Source organism: Marinobacter albus (assembly GCF_030238305.1).
In the GTDB taxonomy this organism is placed as follows: domain Bacteria; phylum Pseudomonadota; class Gammaproteobacteria; order Pseudomonadales; family Oleiphilaceae; genus Marinobacter; species Marinobacter albus.
This window is the reverse complement of sequence record NZ_JASSQD010000001.1, coordinates 2,010,488-2,028,225: the sequence shown is the minus strand read 5'-3', so window position 1 is coordinate 2,028,225 and position 17,738 is coordinate 2,010,488. Positions and strand designations below refer to the sequence as shown.

Here is a 17,738-nt window from a genome sequence, read left to right as displayed (position 1 = left end):
AAGGCATGAACCTTTACGGCGTCCGCGCAATCTACAACTTTGAAATGGCCCGCATGAAGCGCACCGTGATGCAAAGCGTGCTGTCACCAGTCATCTCCACCTGCCTGTATTTCGTCGTATTCGGCTCAGCCATCGGCTCGCGCATGGGAGACATCGACAACATCAGTTACGGGGCCTACATCATTCCCGGCCTGGTAATGCTCTCGCTGCTGATGCAGAGCATCTCCAACGCTTCTTTCGGCATTTATATGCCAAAGTTTTCCGGCACCATCTACGAGGTGCTGTCCGCTCCGGTCTCCTACGTGGAGGTGGTACTCGGCTATGTCGGAGCGGCCGCCACCAAATCGGTGATCCTCGGCCTGATCATACTGGCCACAGCCCGGCTGTTTGTGGATTACGATGTGCTGCATCCGTTCTGGATGATCTCTTTCCTGATCCTTACCTCGGTCACCTTCAGCCTTTTCGGGTTTATCATTGGCATCTGGGCGGATGGCTTCGAAAAACTGCAAATCGTACCGATGATGATCGTTACGCCGCTGGTGTTTCTTGGCGGTACCTTCTATTCCATCGATATGCTGCCACCAATCTGGCAGACCATCAGCCTGTTCAACCCGGTGGTTTACCTGATCAGTGGCTTTCGGTGGGCTTTCTTCGGAGTGTCGGACGTGCACGTGGGAATCAGCGTCGGTATGACCCTGGTCTTCCTGAGCGCATGCATGCTTGCTGTCTGGTACATTTTCAAAACCGGTTATCGGCTGCGCTCATGATCTCCAATCGCTATGCCTCATTGCTCGCATTGCTGCTGGTTCCGCTGGTATCCGCCTGCTCCGCGGACCCAAGCGTTCCCCAGCCCAGGCTACCGAGTTCAACGGCTTGCTTTATAACGCCGGAAGGCTCAGTTCCGGTCACTCTCGAGGTGGCGGAGGACTTCGGTCAGCGGCAGAAGGGACTGATGGGGCGCAAAGCCCTGGCGGAGAACGAGGGTATGTTGTTCGTGTATGAGCAGCCCCAGAATCCGGAGCATGGATTCTGGATGTACAAGACTCTCATCGCTCTCGACATTGCCTATATTGGCCCAAAGGGGGAAATCGGCAATATTCGAACGATGGCACCATGCAGTTCAGGCAACTCCGGAAACTGCCCGTCCTATCCGGCGAGAGTGGCGTTCACCTCGGCGGTTGAAATGAACCGGGGTTTTTTTTCGGAGCACGGCATAGGGGTCGGAGACCGCCTGGTCGTCGGCGAAGCTGACTGCCTCGCCGACTGATTGCCACCCTCGCCTCAGCTATCCTGCCAATCCGGCTTGCGCTTCTCCAGGAACGCACAGATCCCTTCCCGTGCATCATTGGCCTGCATATTGTCCGCCATCACGGTTGAGGTAAATTCGTAGGCCTCCGCCAGGGGCATTTCCAATTGCCGGTAAAATGCCTCCTTACCGACTTTCAGCGTGTGTCCGGACTTGTCTGCAATGGTCCTTGCCATCCCGTAGACCGTCTCGTCCAACACCTGCTCATCCACCGCCCGGTTCACCAGGCCGATTTCCTCTGCCCTGACGGCACTGATCATTTCACCGGTCAACAGCATCTCCATGGCGTGTTTGCGCGAAACGTTGCGGGAAAGCGCCACCATGGGCGTGGAACAGAACAGACCAATGTTGACCCCCGGCGTTGCAAAGCGGGCGGTATCCGCGGCCACGGCCAGATCACAACTGGCGACCAACTGGCAGCCTGCGGCGGTAGCCACACCGGCAACCCGGGCAATCACGGGCTTTGGCAGGGACACAATCTGCTGCATGACCTTGCTGCACTGATGGAACAGGGCGAGTTGGAAATCCTGATCATCGAATTGCTCCCGGATCTCCCGGAGATCGTGGCCCGCGCAGAACACACTGCCATGGGCGGCAAGGACCACCACGCGGGTATCCGCGTCACTGGCAATGGCCTCCAGTTCCCCGGACAGCGCTTCAAGCATGGCCATCGAGAGGCTGTTCCGGCTCTGGGGCTGGTTCAGGGTGAGCGTCGTTATCCCGCTGTCGCTGTATTTGCGAACCAATGGTTCCTCGTCAGACATCATGATTCGTTCCCCCTTCACGCGGCTCTGGAATTACACATCACTGAATGTTTCAGTATTAACCACGTACGTATTGCTGTCGAAGAGACTTTTGTAGAACGCTCAGGAATTTACCGTAGGGGTTGTGATTGACACTCTGGCCCCACAGGTAAGTACCAGGTTTCAGTTTGACAAAGGAGCGAGGCATGTCCAAATCGACGATCCTTCGGGCTTTGGTCGCCATTGCTATCATTGTGGGTGGAATACTGGTGATCATGGAAGACGAACCCGAACCGCCAACCGGCGATATCAACCGTATTGAACCACTTCCAAAACAGGATAGTCCTTGACCAAACCACAACGCGTATACCTGGCGGGGCCTGAGGTATTTTTTCCAGAGCGCGAGCACAGGTGCATTGTCGCCAGCAAAAAGCGCCTGCTGGCTGCCTGCGGCCTGGAGGGCGTAGACCCGCTGGACACCGAACTGGAAGGTCCAGGCAGCGAATCAAAACGGAGCCTTGGCTTCCGGATATACCGAGCCAACCGCGAGCTCATGGACAGCTGCCAGGCCATCATTGCCAACCTCAGCCCATTTCGTGGCCTCAGCGCCGATCCCGGTACCGTCTTCGAAGTCGGCTACATGATCGCCAAGGACAAGGCTGCGGTCGGATACACGATGGATCCGAGAAATTATTTCGATCGGGCGGGCTCTTCCGACACCGACAACCTTGGCCACACCGTGGAGAATTTCGAGTTCAGCGATAACCTGATGATCGAATGCGGTATCGTGGAGGCCGGGGGCGAAATCATCCGCGGACAGGGCGCGGCCTCACACCCTTTCTATGATGAGGACGTATTTGAGCGGTGCGTACGCGCCCTCATCCAGCGGCACCCGTAAAGCGAAAAACCTTATGAGCGACAGAAAAACCCAACGCCGGCAGCTAAAGAAGCAACTCGGCGAAGCGGATTCCTACCGCCAATGGTACGCCACCGCCGAAAAGCTTGATGAGCTGGACGGCACACTGGCCTGGCGAGAGGAGGCCGGCTGTGAACTGCTGCACGAAAAGCTGCTCAGGGATCACATCGCCGCAATGATCCGCTGCCGAAAGCGCGGTGACACACGGGGATTGACCCGTGTGCTCCAGGAAAGCGTTTACCGTCACCTGGGCGAGATCGCCAACCCGGACCTCTACGCAGTCGCCCGGACCGGTACCAAAGTTCTGGTCACCGAGTTCCTCGACGAAGTGGAACGGTCAATGAATTTCGTCTGTGACCACGACATGCCCGGCGTGTCGATGGAACAGAAGCTCCGACTGTTCAGGGATGCCGAACGGGTGTACGGCCGGCCGGCCCTGATGCTGAGCGGTGGCGCGGCTTTCGGGATCTACCATATTGGTGTTACCCGGGCGCTCTGGGAGGTCGGGCTGCTCCCTGATGTGATCGCCGGGTCCAGCATGGGCGCAATCGTAGCCGGCGCCGTCTGCACCCGAAACAAGCGCGAGCTTGAATCCTTTTTCACCGAACCTGACGAGATTCACCTGAACGCCTTCCGATGGCTTGAGCCGGAGCGTATCTGGCGTAGAAAGCACGCCATGGATCCCTCCCACTTGCTGGAACACATCCGGACCAACATCGGCAGTATCAGCTTCAAAGAGGCAGAGGCCCACAGTGGGCGCACCCTGAACATCTCGGTATCGCCCACCCGCACCCGACAAAAACCGAGGCTGCTGAACAGCCTGAGTTCGCCCGAAGTCCTGGTGGACTCAGCCATTCTGGCCTCCTGCGCGGTGCCGGCGATCTATCCCCCGGTCACCCTGCAAGCGCGGGACTTCGAGAAGGGTTCTGAGGGCTCCAAGCCCTACATGCCAACCGAGCGCTGGATTGACGGCAGCGTACACGGGGACTTGCCGCTGATGCGTATGGCGCGCCTGCACAACGTGAACCGAACCATCGTGAGCCAGGCCAACCCCCATGTGCTGCCCTTTATTACCCATCACCATGAACGCGGGCCTAAAGCCACACTGAAACAGGCTGCCGCTTCCATGGCGCATGCACAGGTCGCAACGGCGCTCAAACTCAGCCGCAACTCAGCGCCGTCATCGGTTGTTCGTCCGCTTCTGGAGCAGGCCCACGCGATGACCACACAAACCTACCTGGGGGACATCAACGTCCACTTCCCATTCCGCCCCTTGCTGTACCGAAAACTGTTATCGAACCCCAGCCGGGCTGACCTGGACATGTTCATCCGCCTTGGCGAACAGGCAACCTGGCCGCGCATGGCCATGATTCGAGACCAGACCAGAATCAGCCGAACCTTCTCGGATTGCATTGCCCGGCTTGAGGCCGCCATCCGCAACCAGAACCGGCCGGAGTAATCGCTTGGAAACAACCCGAATCAAGGGACTGAGCATTGCAGCGATCGGCGTCATGTTCATCACGCCGGATGCCCTGCTGGTAAAAATCACCTCCGTGGAACCGGTGGTTTTCCTGTTCTGGCGGGGCATCTTGCTGGCGTTCAGTTTCCTCGTGATCAACAGCGTTCGCTACCGATCCGGCCTTGCCGCGGAAATGCGCAAGTGTGGCTGGAAAGGATTATTCTGCGCCGCCGCCTTTGCCATGAGCACACTGGGCTTTGTAGTCGGCATGAAAAATACCGCCGCCGGAAACGTATTGGTGATCCTCAATACCGCACCGGTTATCGCTGCCCTGATTGCCTGGCTGGTCTGGAAGGAAACCCTGCCGCTGAGAACCTGGGCCATCATCATCGTGTGTGTCACCGGCGCCACCATCATGGCCATCGGGGAATGGGGCCGGGGCGAACCCCTTGGTATTCTGATGGCATTTATCGCGGCAACCGCGCTGGCGTCCAACCTGAACGTTGCCCGATCAAAGCCGGACGCCGACATGAGTGTCATGCTGATGTTCGGCGCCCTGATGCTGGCTGGCGCAGCCGCATTGGCAGGTGGTGTAGAAATTCCCTCTCTTCGGGATAGCCTGTTCATCGCCCTGCTCTGCCTGGTGTTCCTGCCGGTTGCGGCGACGATGATCCAGATTGGCCCGCGCTACATTCCGGCGGCTGAGGTCAGCATGATGCTCTTGCTTGAGACGGTGATCGGTGCATTTCTGGTCTGGCTGTTCCTGGGGGAAGTTCCGACACCCCTCAGTCTCATTGGTGGCGTGATTGTGTTCTCGGCCCTTCTTACCCACGGATGGATTGAAGTGAGGCGGTACCGGCTTGCGAGGCTCCAGGCTCAGGAGTAAATAAACTTAAAAACCCGGAAACACCAGAGGACGTTGCAGGTCAAAGTCTGCTCAGGGACGCGGTTTAGCGAAGGACTCATGGGTAATCGGGAGGGACGATCATGTCCATTAAAAACATCATGCACAAAAACATTCTGTGCTGCGACATGGAGAGTTCTCTGGAACAGGTCGCCACCGAAATGTGGAACGATGATCTGGGAATCGTGCCTGTCATCGACCGGGAGAAAAAGCTGGTTGGCGTGATCACGGACCGGGATATCGCCATTGCGGCAGCGCTTAAACACAAGCCGCTATGGGACATTGCGGCCTCGGAACTGGTTGAAGGAAAGACCTGTCACTTCTGTCACCCGGAGGACGACATTCATGACGTTCTGAAAATGATGAGCGAAGCGCAGATACGACGCGTGCCCATTGTGAACGAACAACGGGAAGTCGTAGGAATGGTCGGCGTTAAGGACATTGCAGAGCACACGGCCAGAACCGGCAAGGCAATGGGGACGGATGAATTCTCCTCGGAAGAATTCCTTGGCACTGTCCGTCAGATCTGTCGACCCAACCTGCCTCAAGCCGCAGCGTGAACAGACAGAGGCCTGAAAGTGAACTCCATCGCCCTCCCAAACGTTCAGGGGTGGACGATGGAGACACGCCAAGGGCTCGGGTTATTCACCGCCGCCTGGTTTCCGGGCTGTTTCTCGACATCACGACAACCTCTACCAACGGCGGCTAACCTTCGGCATTTGAGGCCCATCGGGCCGGAACGATCCTGATACCCTTATTACAAGCTCACTCAAACACCGGCCTCATGAAGCTGCGCTCGCAGCTAAATACGCAACGAGTCTTTTCTGCATACTGGAAAGCCGCTTGGCAATCTGCATCTTTAAATGACGCCTCACGATACTGCTCGTAAGCGGCCAGCGACTCGAAAGTGAATAATGCGATGGCGATATTGTTGGCTCCCTCGGATGGCAAAAAATATCCATGATGCTGACCACCGAATTTCTGAACCAGAGGTATCCACATCTTGGAGTAGTGCTCAAACTCAACGGCTTTATAGGGATCTATGACGTATCTCAGATAACAGGTAACCACTTGAACTCCCATTCAGTTGGCCTTGTAACGCCTCGCATCAGCGGCCCAGCTTTGCTGAGCCCGTCTGAATGCGTTTGCTAGCGGTAAATTGATAACTCTTGTTCGTGGCGATCCCGATCCGGATCCTGTATCGATCCAACCTCTTCGATGAAAGCTATGTATCCAGCTGGAAGATCGTTCTCTCTAGCGCCACGTAATACGTGTTCCACATACCACGTATACGGTTTCAAGTTCTCGTCGATATCCGTGGCGTAGTACGTAAATGCGCTAAATGTCGCCCCATCCGTTCCGACCAACTCAACCTGTTTCTGTTCGTACCCATATCCAAGTCCCTCAACTCTATCCAGGGCAGCTTTTCCACTATGATCAATCTCAAAAACAACTCCCCAGACAATATCAGTCTCGTTGGACGACTCCGCGATATCGCATTTCGCCGAGGTATCTCTTCTCGAAATCTTTCGAAATTTTAGATTATGCCCATTAAGGATAGCGACGGTATCGAATACGGCAGAGGGAACTCTTGCCGAAATTCTCTTGATGGACATATTCGAACCGTATGAAAAGTATTTCAATGATTCATCCCCTTACAGCCAACGCTTCAAAACGGGCGAATGCCGCAGGCATTTGTCTCGCGATCCGACTGGTTATACTGCAGCTGATTAAACCAACACCTCTAGCAATTTGTAGCACCAATACACTCCGATACCCATTTGCACGGCAAAAGCACCAAACCTCATCGTTACTGCAACCGGACTTAATGATGCAAGGTGAAGCAAAGACTGAGCTATTCTCGCGGCCAGGAAAATATATGCCAGCTGATCGGTTACATTGGCGTTTGAAGTGATGATCGCCGCAATCATGATGCCCCCAAATATCGGAAGACCTTCAACGCAGTTGGCATGGGCGCGAGCCAACCGTTGCATAAACGGTGATAAATTGGAGTTCTGAGGGTTAAACTCGTTCGGAGCGATCTCTTTGGTAAGTACCATCTTCGATCGAATAGACTCCATGAGCACGAGCAAAAGCAAACTCCACGCTATGAATCCGACTAATGTAATTATTGTTGGTGAGCTCATCCCTTTAGTCCTGCCACTATCCGTTGAATTTTATGTTCTTAGCTTAACGCTGAAGGCAGCGGCGCGTCCCGCGCGTCCGTTGGCCTGACTTGTTAAAGAAAGACTTCAAAGTGCACCGCTCGTGGCATTCGATCTTCTCTTTGGTTTAGCTGATATTCTCTGTCAAATATTCGAGATGCTTACCATCTGTACCACAACAACCACCAAGTATTTTCAATCCAAAAACTCTGTTCAACTGAACCATGAGGCTACCCCATTCCTCAACGGATTCAGATTTAAGTTCTTTTGAAGCCTCAAGCTCGTCATGGCTCAGGGAAGATGCGTTTGCCTGTATACCAATTAGCCTTTCAAATGCTTGTTCAGAGAGTGTCGTTGGATTCAAAAATGATGGGTAGGAACAGTTAATAAAATAGCCAAGCGGATTATTCGTAGTCTTAGAATCCACATATTCAATAGCTTTCTGAACTTCCGTTCCATCCAGGATGTTGCCATCGGAACCAATCACGAAACTTATGATGTAAGGTAATCCCGTGGCTTCCATTGCTAGAGAGATTCCAGCTGCCTCCTCTACGGAAGGCAACGTGACTGCAATCAGAAAATCAACTCCTGCGCTTGCTAGCTGATCGATCTGCCATTTATGGAACTCGCTTGCTTCATTCAGTGACAATCCCTCCTCAGGTAAATAGCAATCGTTTTTACAGCCAATCACACCGCCGATTTTAACGGGCACTTTCTTGGATTCGTCGACAACTAGTTCTTTGAGGAAATGCGCGGCATCAACGTTAATGGTATGTCGCTGATTTGATGTTTGCACTCGCTCCTTGTTTGCCCGCCAAGTAGGCGTAAAAAGGAATATAGGAAGGTTATTCGCGTCGGCGATGCCCAGATATTCACGGTATAAGCTCCGTAGTTCTGCTCTACCCTCGTGACTATAGATCAATGGGGTGTGAACTAAACTTCTGTCCAGCTCAATCCTTTTGCTACGACGGAGCCTTTCAACAACAGCAGCCTCGGCGAGGATAAAATGATGGTTTTCTAGGAGCTCTTTCATCTGACATTCTCAGGGAGTTTGGTCAATTAACGCTTGTGTTTAGCGGCACCCTCATAAGGGCGTCCGCTGGAGGGCGAACGGCAAGGAACAACCGTAATGGCCTTGTTATAGCTTTTCACGTACCGAACTCACGAATAGGTAGGAGCAGATGACGCCAACTAGCAAAGGGATACTTGCTGCCGCTTTATTGCCCAAAGTCGCGCAGATCGGTGCAATGATCAAACCGAGGCTCGTACCACTGGGACCACAATCTGACCCGCCCATGTAGAGGCTATATGCCCACCAACATGAAATAACAATGCCGATCCCGAACCCTGTGCTTGCCATGAGTTCTTCCCCGACTTCTTCGTACTAGGCTTCTTCGACAAAGGCAGATTGCTTTAACTTGAATTGCAAAGCCCCTCTGACCTCTCAATCTTGCTAACGTCCGTCGCCGCCCCAGCGATTGGGATTATGAGAAATCCAGTGCCTGCAAAAGAAACTGATTGACTGACACGACCTTGCCCATGCGCGTCGAGACCTAGAACCGTTTTACCTGTCCCGACTCCAATGAAAACATTTCCGGGCTCACGGGCCCCAGAAGCTATATATTCGCGGTCCAATTCGATACGACCGTTTTCGAACTCAAAATCTCTCCCCGCCTCGAAGGCAGATTTTTTTAGAATCATTCCATTCGAGATTGCAGAAACGATTAATCTATTGTTGTCTTCTTGCTTGATGAAAACTGCTTCAGGCTTGTTTTCTATCCCAAACACCTTCGGCCATACGATATCGCTGAGACAAGCCAACGCTGAGCCATCCGAAGTGTTGCTGCAGTTTTTGTAGCATCCTTCAAAAGCTTTTAGGTTAGCCACTTCGACAAAACCCGAATCATTGCGTGGCACCGTTGTCGACGCACAGCCGGTGAAAATTGCTATTGCCAAAAATATAAACACTCGGTTCATTGTGAGCTAGCACTGGTTAGATAGCGCGTTTCGTTATTGCAAAAATACGACGGCTTCATGATTACACAATGTCATTTAACACGCAGCCATATCTATTGTTTTAAAACAACACGTTATCCCAACCATAATTGAAGGGCAATGTAATCATTTTACAGGCGCGAACCATGCGAACAGCAACGATAGTCAGACGGCTCGGCTACTAACCTGGCGCGTTAATCGCGATGTTTATGATTAGAATATTTGGGATTGGTGCTCCGGGCCGGAATCGAACCGGCACGACCGTGAGGTCGAGAGATTTTAAGTCTCTTGTGTCTACCAATTTCACCACCGGAGCATCGGAGGGAGGTTTGGACGGGCAGAATTGTATAAGGGCAGGTTCGGTAACGCAATTCGGATTCCAGCGGCGCGCAGGTTCATGCGCCCGCTGGCTTGACGGCCCTGCCCTTGTAGACATAACCCGCAATTTTGGGGGTCTTGGGAATGTAAAGGTTTTCAAGATCCGTTACCTCGAATCCCGCTGTCTGAATCAACTCCGAAATCGGCCGGTTGAGATGGCAGCCTCCGGCGACTTTCTTCCAGGTCGGTGTTACGCGATTCTGCCATGTGCGAGTTCCGGGATCCGGTGATTCGCCGTGTTCGAGGAACAGCAACTCACCTTCCGGTTTCAGCACCCGCTTCATTTGCTGGAGCGCAGCGCTCCAGTCAGGAATGGTGCAGAGGGTGAAGGTCAGTAACACGGTATCCACGCTGTGATCGGCAAGGGGGATTTTCTCGCCGGGCAGGTCCAGCCATTCCACTTCTACGGATGAGCGCGAGAGGTTTGCCTGGGCTTTGCGACGCATGCCTTCCGAGGGTTCCAGGCCGTATACGAGCTCGACTGTTTCCGGGTTATAGAACTCAAGGTTTATACCAGAGCCCATACCTACTTCCAGGACAACGCCTCTCGCCTTGGGGACCACCTGGCTCCGGAGTTTCATCACCTGGCCATTCGAGCAGACCCAGTCAATCAGGTGGGGAAGTATGCGTTCTTCGTAAAAGCTCATTTCGTCCACCATTATTGTCATTTGTCAGGGGGTGCGACAATCTGCCCTACCTGATTTGTCCATGTTTTTAGTAGCATGGCAGCTATCTGCCGGTAATAACAACATACAACATGCGCCCAGGCAGCGGCCGAACGGGACTGCTGTTCCCCGTTTATTGTGATGCATGAGTTACCGGAGGGTTCCCATGGAACTAGATCCTCTCATCCTTTCGCGAATACAGTTCGCCTTTGTAGTGTCTTTTCACGCCATTTTTCCGGTCTTCACCATTGGCCTGGCTTCCTACATTGCGGTGCTTGAAGGCCTGGCCTTCAAAACCGAGAACCCGGTCTGGGTGAAGCTGTCGGCATTCTGGACCAAGGTCTTCGCCGTGGTTTTCGGCATGGGCGTGGTATCCGGCATCGTAATGTCCTTCCAGTTCGGCACCAACTGGAGCAATTTCGCCCAGGCATCGGCCAATTTTCTCGGGCCGATTCTCAGTTATGAGGTGGTCACGGCGTTTTTCCTCGAGGCGGCATTCCTCGGGGTTCTGCTCTTCGGGCGGGACAAGGTGCCGGCCGGGCTTCACCTGTTCGCCGCCGTTATGGTGGCCACGGGCACTTTCATTTCCTCGTTCTGGATTCTGTCCGCGAACAGCTGGATGCACACCCCGGCCGGTTTCGAGCTGCGGGAGGGGGTATTCCATGTGACCTCCTGGAGCGAAGCGATCTTCAATCCTTCCTTTCCTTACCGGTTCATGCACATGGCCCTCGCCTCATTCCTGACCGGTGGATTCGTGGTGGCCGGGGTCAGCGCCTGGTATCTGCTGCGAGGTCGCGAAGTGGAGGCCAACCGCAAAGCCCTCTCCATGTGCCTGTGGCTGCTGCTGTTCATTGCTCCGACCCAGGCCGTGGTTGGTGATTTACACGGTCTGAATACCCTGGAACATCAGCCCACCAAAGTCGCGGCGATGGAAGGCAACTGGGAGACCTCCCGAAACGTCCCGCTGCTGCTGTTCGCCATTCCGGATCAGGACAGTCAGAGCAACCTTTACGAAATCGGCATTCCCGGTCTGGCTAGCATGATTCTGACCCACGAGTGGGATGGCGAGGTGCCCGGCCTGAACGAGGTACCGGCGGCGGAGCAGCCGCCCGTTGCCATCGTGTTCTGGTCATTTCGGCTGATGGTGGGCCTGGGCCTGCTGATGATTGCGTTCGCGGTGACCGGCCTGATTCTCCGCGCCGGCGATCGTTACTGGCGCAATACCTGGTTCCTCCAGGGACTCAGGTTCATGAGCATTGCGCCTTTCCTCGCAGTCCTCAGTGGTTGGTTTGTTACAGAGATTGGCCGCGCGCCCTGGCTGGTTTACGGCGTGATGACCCAGGCGGAATCGGTCACACCGTCGCTGACCGGCCCAATGGCTCTGTTTACCCTGATCGGCTACATCGTGGTTTATGGCCTGGTGTTTACCGCAGGGCTCTATTACCTGATGCGGGTGCTCTATGTGGGGCTCGAAGACCGCCCCGATGATTGGGAGCACGAAGCGGAACGCCCGAAACGGCCATTCTCGGCCGCCCACGTACCGTTCGAGATTGACGGGGACGACCAGACAGGCAAACCCATCAACCAGGGAGGTCACTGATTATGGAACTGTTCGATCTGCCCCTGATATGGGCATTCATCATCGGCTTCGGCGTCATCATGTACGTGTTGATGGACGGATTCGACTTGGGCGTCGGGATCCTCTTTCCGTTTGCGCCGAACGAGGAATCCCGGGACACCATGATGAACTCGGTGGCGCCGGTGTGGGACGGTAATGAAACCTGGCTGGTACTTGGCGGGGCCGGCCTGCTGGCTGCTTTCCCGTTGGTTTACTCCATACTCCTCCCCGCGCTGTACATTGGCGTGTTCCTGCTGCTCGCCGGCCTGATTTTCCGGGGGGTCGCCTTCGAGTTCCGCTTCAAGGCCAGAACGTCACGGTATCTCTGGAACTTGGCGTTCGCGGGTGGTTCGACGGTTGCCGCCTTTGCCCAGGGCGCCGTGGTGGGAAGCTACATTCAGGGCTTCGAAACCGCCAATGGGGTCTACGTTGGCAACGCCCTGGACTGGCTGACGCCGTTCACGGTCCTGACCGGACTCGGTATGCTCGCCGGATACGCCCTACTGGGCTCAACCTGGCTGATTCTGAAAACCGAAGGCCGCCTGCAGGCCTGGGCCTACCGGATTACCCTGCCCCTGCTGGCCGGAGTGCTCGTGGTGTTCGGCATTATCAGTGTCTGGACGCCGTTTGTGGACGACATGGTCCGGGAGCGGTGGTTCAGCAATCTCAGTGTGATCTGGATCCTGCCGGTACTGACCCTGCTGTGTGCCTTGCAGATCTTCCGTTCGGTACGAAACCGCTATGAAGGCATGCCCTTCGTGGCCACCATGGGGCTGTTCATCACCACCTACCTGGGGCTCGTGGCGAGTCGCTGGCCCTATGTCGTTCCGCCGGAATACACGCTTTGGGACGCCGCCTCTGCCTACGAAAGCCAGCTTTTCCTGCTGCTGGGCCTGCTGTTTGTAATCCCGATCGTGCTGGTCTATACCGCATGGACATACTGGGTTTTCCGCGGCAAGGTTCGTGCAGGTGAGGGCTACCATTAAGTGGCAGAAACAGCCGATCGACAGTCTGACGGGGCTGGGGAGCAATCTTCAGCCCCGAATCAGCGTGAGGTAAAACGCTGGCTGGCCAGCCTCGCCAGGGGCAATCGGCAATGGATTCGTGCCACGGTCGCGGCTGGCGTTGTCTCAGGGCTGGCGACTGTTTTGCAGATGTATTTTCTGGCCACCCTTGTCCATCGGGGCGTGGTGGAAAAAGTACCGGTTACCGACCTGACACTGCCCTTTATTCTGGTGCTTCTGGCGATTGTCGTCCGGGCGGTGTCTCAGGGCCTGCAAACCCACATGGCAGCGCGATGCAGTGAAGATGTCCGGCAGGATGCCCGCCGCCATATCAATCGCCAATGGCAGGCCGCCGGGCCTGTGGCCATCAGTCACGCCTCAGCCGGAGAGCTTTCCCGGGAGTGGCTGGATCATGTCGAAGCCCTCCACGGCTATTTCGCCCGGTTTCTGCCCCAGATGGTGCTGTCCCTGATCATACCGCTGATCATTCTGGTGCTGGTGTTCACTCTTGATTGGCTGGCAGGCATTTTCCTGTTGTTGTCTGCGCCTTTGATACCGCTGTTCATGGCCCTGGTGGGCATGGGCGCGGCGAAACTCAATCAGCAAAACTTCCAGGCTATCAGCCGGCTTTCAGGGCAATTCCTGGACAAGGTCAGAGGCCTGAGCACCCTGCAGTTGTTTGGCCAGACCGAAGCCGCTTCGCTCCTGATTCAATCGCGCTCCGATCACTACCGGCGCATCACCATGAAGACGCTTCGGGTGGCCTTTCTCTCATCTGCCGTGCTGGAATTCTTTGCGTCGATGGCGATTGCCGTCATCGCCATCTACATCGGTTTCGGCTTGCTGGGCTACATTACCTACGGTCCGTCCGACCAGCTCACCCTGTTTTCGGGCCTTCTGATTCTCTTGCTGGCGCCGGAATTCTTCCAGCCACTTCGCACACTGTCCCAGCATTATCACGATCGCGCCGCAGCCCTGGGCGCCGGCGCAGAAATCCTAGAGCGGATGGACAAACTGGGGCCGCGCTTTCAGGGCGATCACCCCAAACGTGTTACGAACCAGGCTGCAGGCCCCGGCGATCGGATAGAACTCCAGTCTGTTACCGTGGAATACCGGCGCGGCCATCCGGTCTTCCGGAACCTGTCGCTGACCTTCGAAAAAAGCTCCTGCGTTGCCCTGACCGGGCCCTCGGGCGGCGGGAAAAGCACCCTGCTCCATTTGCTGGCCGGTTTTGTCGAACCGAACGAAGGTGCAGTGAGTGTGCTGGGCCAGGCCCCAGGCGCTGACAGTTTCGGGTGGCTGGGTCAGACCGGGTTTCTGGTGAACGGCACCTGGGCAGACAACTTGCGGCTGACCAGTCCGCAGGCCTCGGACATAGCCATCGAGACCGCCCTTAAAAACGTCGGCCTGCGGCCCCTTCTCGACAGTCGGGAACAAGGCATATACAGCTATGTGTCCGAGGACGGACAGGGCCTGTCGGGCGGTCAGGCTCGGCGGCTCAGCCTGGCCCGAATTTTCGTGGCGGACTATGACCTGATTCTGCTCGATGAACCTACCGCCGGGCTGGACACCGACAGCGAAGTCTACGTGCTGGAAGCGCTGCACAAACTGGCCCGGGCGGGGAAAACGCTGATCTTCTCAACACATCACCAGGCCCTGCTTACCCTGGCCAACCGGATGTTGCTGGTTACGGAGGGTGAGGTACACGATGCGTGAACTTGCGCCCTGGCTTCGCCTGATTTTCCAGCGCCCCGTTCGACTTACCGTGGGCGGCGGCCTGATATTGATCACACTGGCGTCCGGAATCGGCCTGCTCGCCCTGTCGGGCTGGTTCATTACTGAAACGGCATTGGTCGGCCTCGCCCTGGCGACCGGCGCCCAGGCTACCATCAATCTCTACACGCCGGGCGGCGGGATCCGGTTCTTCGCGCTGTCCCGCACGATCGGCCGTTATGTGGAACGGGTATACAACCACAACACCGTCCTTCGCCTGCTGACCGACATCCGGGTCTATCTGTTCCGGCGGCTGGCAACCACTACCCCCGTTCATCGATCCGGGCTCTCCGGGGCCCAATGGTTGTCGCGGCTGACCCGGGATGTGGATACGCTGGACACCCTGTACCTACGGTTGATTGCACCAACGGCTCTCGCCGCCCTGGTGGTTCTGCTCATGGTGGTTCTGGCCGGCGTCTGGTTCAACGGCACCGTAGCTCTCTGGCTTGCGGTGTTCCTGTCCTCGGCGCTTCTGCTCGCCACGCTGGCTGTTTTCCTGCGCACACGGCGGATTTCTAGCCGGCAAAGCGAGCGGGAGGAGCGCCTGCGTATAGCAGTCATCGAGCATCTGGAGGGTTTTGCCGAACTCACCGCGGCCGGGCGCACCGGAAAGCACGCGGCCTGGTTGATGCGGCAGGCCCAGCAGCTCAGTTCCGAACAGGCGAAAGCCGACCGGCGTGTCGGCTGGCATTTGGCGAGCAGTCATCTTCTTATCAATCTGGCGGCCGTCTTTACGCTCTGGGTCGGATTTTCGCTGTTCGAGGCGGGCCTGATTTCGGGACCGGTTCTGGTCCTTCTGCCCATTGCCCTGCTGGGGCTGGCAGAGGTGTATGCAGCACTGCCGGAGGCCTTCGGCAAACTGGGAGCCACGGAAAGCTCGGCTAAGCGATTGAATCGCGAGTCAGACGCGCCGAAGTGGGACGGAACGGCCGCCGAAACGGACTTGCCTGCTGGAACGGCCCTGATTGCATCGGATCTGAGTATCCGCCACATCGATTCGGCCCCGATTTTCATGCATTTCAATTTAACCGTCAGTGAGGGGGAGCACCTGGGTGTGGTCGGCCATTCCGGCAGCGGTAAATCTTCCCTGGCGAATGCTCTGTCTGGCCTGATGCCCGCTTATCACGGCTCTGTTAGCCACGTTCCGCTTGCGTACCTCACCCAAACCACCGTTCTGTTCGAGGATACCCTCAGAGCGAACTTGCTTCTGGCACACCCTCAAGCCAGTGATGCCGAGCTGTGGCAGATCCTGGAGCTGGTTGAGATGGCAGAACGGTTTGGATCGGAAGCGGACAAGCTGGACACCTGGCTGGGTAGCGCAGGCAGTCGGCTTTCCGGGGGCGAGGCCCGGCGCGTTGCATTAGCCAGAGTGTTGCTGAGTCCGGCGCCTTTGATCATCCTTGACGAACCCTTCACGGGAGTGGATGCGGCGACCAGGAAGCGGATCTGTCAGAGGCTGGAGCAATGGCTGGAGGGAAAAACGGTGATTGCTCTGGCTCACGGGGCCGACGCCCTTCCGGGCACCGACCGCATGATCCATTTGACTTACTGAGACTGCTTCCTAACGGGTTTCCAGCACATCGAAGGTCAGTCCGGCCTTGCTGGTAAGCCGCTCCATGAGGCTGCCGTCCAGCAGGGACGATGAGGTCCAGAAGCCCCCTTCCTTCTCGGCCGGCACATCGAATGCCAGGCACATTCCGGCTTCCCCGAGCATTTTGCCGGTGGAGCCGTACCCCGGATCGCGATCGCCCGTCACCTTGGTGATAATGGTTTTGCCGTCCTCGGTGCGCCCGACAAACCGGAGGTCATAGAATCCGGCTTTCTGGGCCGCCGGGCTGGGGCCCTCACCGGGCTTCGGCACGAATTTCTCAACCAACCAGCGCGTAGGTTTCAGGGCCGAAGCCGTTAAGAAAGCGCCCAGGCCACCGGTAATACCGTAGGCCGCCAAACGGCCTTTTATACCACGCCCAGCCATCATTGCCTCATCATAGGTAAATTCCTTACCGTAACGGGCGTTCTGCAGGGCGTTAGAACGGTGAACGATCCGGGTATTGATCGCGCCCATAACAAACGGCGCCAACCAGACGTCGAAGGTCTTGTCGTATTCGGCGCCCTTCAGGCTCGGTTGACGAGTCTTGGAGCGGTGTTCCGGAGGACAGATGGAGAACGGGTTTGCCAGCTCTTTGCGAAGCTTGGAATCGGCTGCCGCTTCCTTAACAGCGTTCATCAGCGATGCCACGGTGCCACCGGAGAATTCGCCCTTGGCAACCTTAACTCGCATGCGAACATCGCGACAGGGCGCGCCAAAGGTTTGCTCCGCTTTCTCCTGCAGGAACCAGACGCCCATGTCAGACGGGATGGAGTCGAAACCACAGCTGTGGACAATCCGCGCGCCGGAGGCCTTGGCCTCATCCTCGTAACGGTCGACCATCTTCCGGATCCACTGTACCTCACCGGTCAGATCGCAGTAATCCGTGCCGGTGCGAACGCAGGCCTGCACAAGGGGCTCGCCATACAGCGCGTAGGGGCCCACTGTGGAAATGATCACCCGGGTCTGACCACACATCGCCTGCAGGGCGCGCTCGTCCGAGGCATCGGCCAGGATAACCGGAAGTTCTTTTGCGTCTTTCCCCAATTCCTCTTTCAGGGTATTCAGCTTGGTTTCTGAGCGACCGGCGATCGCCCAGTTCACGGACTTACCCAATCCGTAGGTGTCGAGCAAATACCGGGTAAGAATCTGACCGACAAAACTGGTCGCTCCAAACACAACCAGATCATAAGTCGCGGCTGATTTAGTCATTGCTCATCCTTA

At 56.3% G+C, this 17,738-nt stretch carries 19 protein-coding genes and 1 tRNA gene; 11 read left to right on the top strand and 9 right to left on the bottom strand.

The features are described from left to right. Positions 1–5: 5 nt before the first annotated feature. Both QQF73_RS09480 and QQF73_RS09475 read left to right on the top strand, forming a co-directional pair. Positions 6–767: an ABC transporter permease gene (locus QQF73_RS09480; protein ID WP_219865709.1), complete on the top strand. Its 762-nt coding sequence runs from the start codon at positions 6–8 to the stop codon at positions 765–767. Continuing rightward, positions 764–1,267, top strand: coding sequence for a DUF192 domain-containing protein (locus QQF73_RS09475; RefSeq protein WP_228743179.1), 504 nt, complete (start codon positions 764–766; stop codon positions 1,265–1,267). The genes QQF73_RS09480 and QQF73_RS09475 overlap by 4 nt, the downstream gene beginning before the upstream one ends. Before the next feature lie 14 nt (positions 1,268–1,281). On the opposite strand, the gene QQF73_RS09470 is transcribed toward QQF73_RS09475, so the two are convergent. Then, the gene (locus tag QQF73_RS09470) at positions 1,282–2,070 is read right to left on the bottom strand and encodes an enoyl-CoA hydratase (RefSeq protein ID WP_416383190.1); all 789 of its coding nucleotides are present in this window, start codon (positions 2,068–2,070) and stop codon (positions 1,282–1,284) included. Positions 2,071–2,255: 185 nt separating this feature from the next. Between QQF73_RS09470 and QQF73_RS09465 the strand changes: the two genes are divergently transcribed. The 5 genes from QQF73_RS09465 to QQF73_RS09445 all read left to right on the top strand — a co-directional run bounded on the left by QQF73_RS09465 (position 2,256) and on the right by QQF73_RS09445 (position 5,888). Then, a complete protein-coding gene (locus QQF73_RS09465; RefSeq protein ID WP_219865711.1) occupies positions 2,256–2,399 on the top strand; it encodes a hypothetical protein in 144 nt (47 codons plus the stop codon). Further along, complete coding sequence (locus tag QQF73_RS09460; protein ID WP_285368017.1) at positions 2,396–2,947, top strand: nucleoside 2-deoxyribosyltransferase; 552 nt, start codon at positions 2,396–2,398, stop codon at positions 2,945–2,947. Before QQF73_RS09465 ends, QQF73_RS09460 begins: the two co-directional genes overlap by 4 nt. Before the next feature lie 13 nt (positions 2,948–2,960). Continuing rightward, positions 2,961–4,424 (top strand): patatin-like phospholipase family protein, encoded by a 1,464-nt coding sequence (locus tag QQF73_RS09455; RefSeq protein WP_285368016.1) that lies wholly within the window; start codon positions 2,961–2,963, stop codon positions 4,422–4,424. A gap of 4 nt (positions 4,425–4,428) precedes the next feature. Further along, positions 4,429–5,310 carry a DMT family transporter gene (locus QQF73_RS09450; protein WP_219865714.1) on the top strand — a complete coding sequence of 294 codons (882 nt, stop codon included), beginning with the start codon at positions 4,429–4,431 and terminating at the stop codon, positions 5,308–5,310. A 101-nt stretch (positions 5,311–5,411) separates the two neighbouring features. Further along, on the top strand, positions 5,412–5,888 hold the full coding sequence (locus QQF73_RS09445; protein ID WP_219865715.1) for a CBS domain-containing protein: 477 nt from the start codon (positions 5,412–5,414) through the stop codon (positions 5,886–5,888). A 205-nt stretch (positions 5,889–6,093) separates the two neighbouring features. Here QQF73_RS09445 and QQF73_RS09440 read toward each other — a convergent pair whose 3' ends face one another. The 7 genes from QQF73_RS09440 to QQF73_RS09410 form a co-directional block, all read right to left on the bottom strand. Next, entirely contained in the window at positions 6,094–6,399 is a 306-nt protein-coding gene (locus QQF73_RS09440) for an NIPSNAP family protein (protein ID WP_219865951.1), read from the bottom strand. Between the two features lie 77 nt (positions 6,400–6,476). Further along, positions 6,477–6,971 (bottom strand): gamma-glutamylcyclotransferase family protein, encoded by a 495-nt coding sequence (locus QQF73_RS09435; RefSeq protein ID WP_285368015.1) that lies wholly within the window; start codon positions 6,969–6,971, stop codon positions 6,477–6,479. An 87-nt stretch (positions 6,972–7,058) separates the two neighbouring features. Next, positions 7,059–7,475: an MAPEG family protein gene (locus QQF73_RS09430; protein WP_285368014.1), complete on the bottom strand. Its 417-nt coding sequence runs from the start codon at positions 7,473–7,475 to the stop codon at positions 7,059–7,061. A gap of 145 nt (positions 7,476–7,620) precedes the next feature. Beyond that, complete coding sequence (locus QQF73_RS09425) at positions 7,621–8,526, bottom strand: homocysteine S-methyltransferase family protein (protein ID WP_285368012.1); 906 nt, start codon at positions 8,524–8,526, stop codon at positions 7,621–7,623. Positions 8,527–8,906: 380 nt separating this feature from the next. Next, positions 8,907–9,470 carry a hypothetical protein gene (locus tag QQF73_RS09420; protein ID WP_285368011.1) on the bottom strand — a complete coding sequence of 188 codons (564 nt, stop codon included), beginning with the start codon at positions 9,468–9,470 and terminating at the stop codon, positions 8,907–8,909. Between the two features lie 247 nt (positions 9,471–9,717). Beyond that, positions 9,718–9,804: transfer RNA gene (locus QQF73_RS09415), tRNA-Leu, on the bottom strand. Between the two features lie 79 nt (positions 9,805–9,883). Next, on the bottom strand, positions 9,884–10,513 hold the full coding sequence (locus QQF73_RS09410; RefSeq protein ID WP_219865720.1) for a class I SAM-dependent methyltransferase: 630 nt from the start codon (positions 10,511–10,513) through the stop codon (positions 9,884–9,886). A gap of 184 nt (positions 10,514–10,697) precedes the next feature. Between QQF73_RS09410 and QQF73_RS09405 the strand changes: the two genes are divergently transcribed. Genes QQF73_RS09405 through cydC form a run of 4 tightly spaced genes read left to right on the top strand, consistent with a single transcriptional unit; the run spans position 10,698 to position 16,478 of the window. Then, positions 10,698–12,131 (top strand): cytochrome ubiquinol oxidase subunit I, encoded by a 1,434-nt coding sequence (locus QQF73_RS09405; protein WP_285368010.1) that lies wholly within the window; start codon positions 10,698–10,700, stop codon positions 12,129–12,131. A gap of 2 nt (positions 12,132–12,133) precedes the next feature. Further along, a complete protein-coding gene (gene cydB, locus QQF73_RS09400; RefSeq protein WP_285368009.1) occupies positions 12,134–13,135 on the top strand; it encodes a cytochrome d ubiquinol oxidase subunit II in 1,002 nt (333 codons plus the stop codon). Further along, entirely contained in the window at positions 13,136–14,869 is a 1,734-nt protein-coding gene (gene cydD, locus QQF73_RS09395; RefSeq protein WP_285368008.1) for a thiol reductant ABC exporter subunit CydD, read from the top strand. It begins immediately after the preceding gene. Then, a complete protein-coding gene (cydC, locus tag QQF73_RS09390) occupies positions 14,862–16,478 on the top strand; it encodes a thiol reductant ABC exporter subunit CydC (RefSeq protein WP_285368007.1) in 1,617 nt (538 codons plus the stop codon). The genes cydD and cydC overlap by 8 nt, the downstream gene beginning before the upstream one ends. Positions 16,479–16,487: 9 nt before the next feature. Here cydC and QQF73_RS09385 read toward each other — a convergent pair whose 3' ends face one another. Then, positions 16,488–17,726: a saccharopine dehydrogenase family protein gene (locus QQF73_RS09385; RefSeq protein ID WP_285368006.1), complete on the bottom strand. Its 1,239-nt coding sequence runs from the start codon at positions 17,724–17,726 to the stop codon at positions 16,488–16,490. Positions 17,727–17,738 lie beyond the last annotated feature (12 nt).

Coding starts and splice junctions, on each gene's coding strand:
- QQF73_RS09480 (WP_219865709.1), top strand. CDS start 6: ATGAACCTTTACGGCGTCCGCGCAATCTACAACTTTGAAATGGCCCGC.
- QQF73_RS09475 (WP_228743179.1), top strand. CDS start 764: ATGATCTCCAATCGCTATGCCTCATTGCTCGCATTGCTGCTGGTTCCG.
- QQF73_RS09470 (WP_416383190.1), bottom strand. CDS start 2,070: ATGTCTGACGAGGAACCATTGGTTCGCAAATACAGCGACAGCGGGATA.
- QQF73_RS09465 (WP_219865711.1), top strand. CDS start 2,256: ATGTCCAAATCGACGATCCTTCGGGCTTTGGTCGCCATTGCTATCATT.
- QQF73_RS09455 (WP_285368016.1), top strand. CDS start 2,961: ATGAGCGACAGAAAAACCCAACGCCGGCAGCTAAAGAAGCAACTCGGC.
- QQF73_RS09445 (WP_219865715.1), top strand. CDS start 5,412: ATGTCCATTAAAAACATCATGCACAAAAACATTCTGTGCTGCGACATG.
- QQF73_RS09430 (WP_285368014.1), bottom strand. CDS start 7,475: ATGAGCTCACCAACAATAATTACATTAGTCGGATTCATAGCGTGGAGT.
- QQF73_RS09425 (WP_285368012.1), bottom strand. CDS start 8,526: ATGAAAGAGCTCCTAGAAAACCATCATTTTATCCTCGCCGAGGCTGCT.
- QQF73_RS09420 (WP_285368011.1), bottom strand. CDS start 9,470: ATGAACCGAGTGTTTATATTTTTGGCAATAGCAATTTTCACCGGCTGT.
- QQF73_RS09410 (WP_219865720.1), bottom strand. CDS start 10,513: ATGAGCTTTTACGAAGAACGCATACTTCCCCACCTGATTGACTGGGTC.
- QQF73_RS09405 (WP_285368010.1), top strand. CDS start 10,698: ATGGAACTAGATCCTCTCATCCTTTCGCGAATACAGTTCGCCTTTGTA.
- cydB (WP_285368009.1), top strand. CDS start 12,134: ATGGAACTGTTCGATCTGCCCCTGATATGGGCATTCATCATCGGCTTC.
- cydC (WP_285368007.1), top strand. CDS start 14,862: ATGCGTGAACTTGCGCCCTGGCTTCGCCTGATTTTCCAGCGCCCCGTT.
- QQF73_RS09385 (WP_285368006.1), bottom strand. CDS start 17,726: ATGACTAAATCAGCCGCGACTTATGATCTGGTTGTGTTTGGAGCGACC.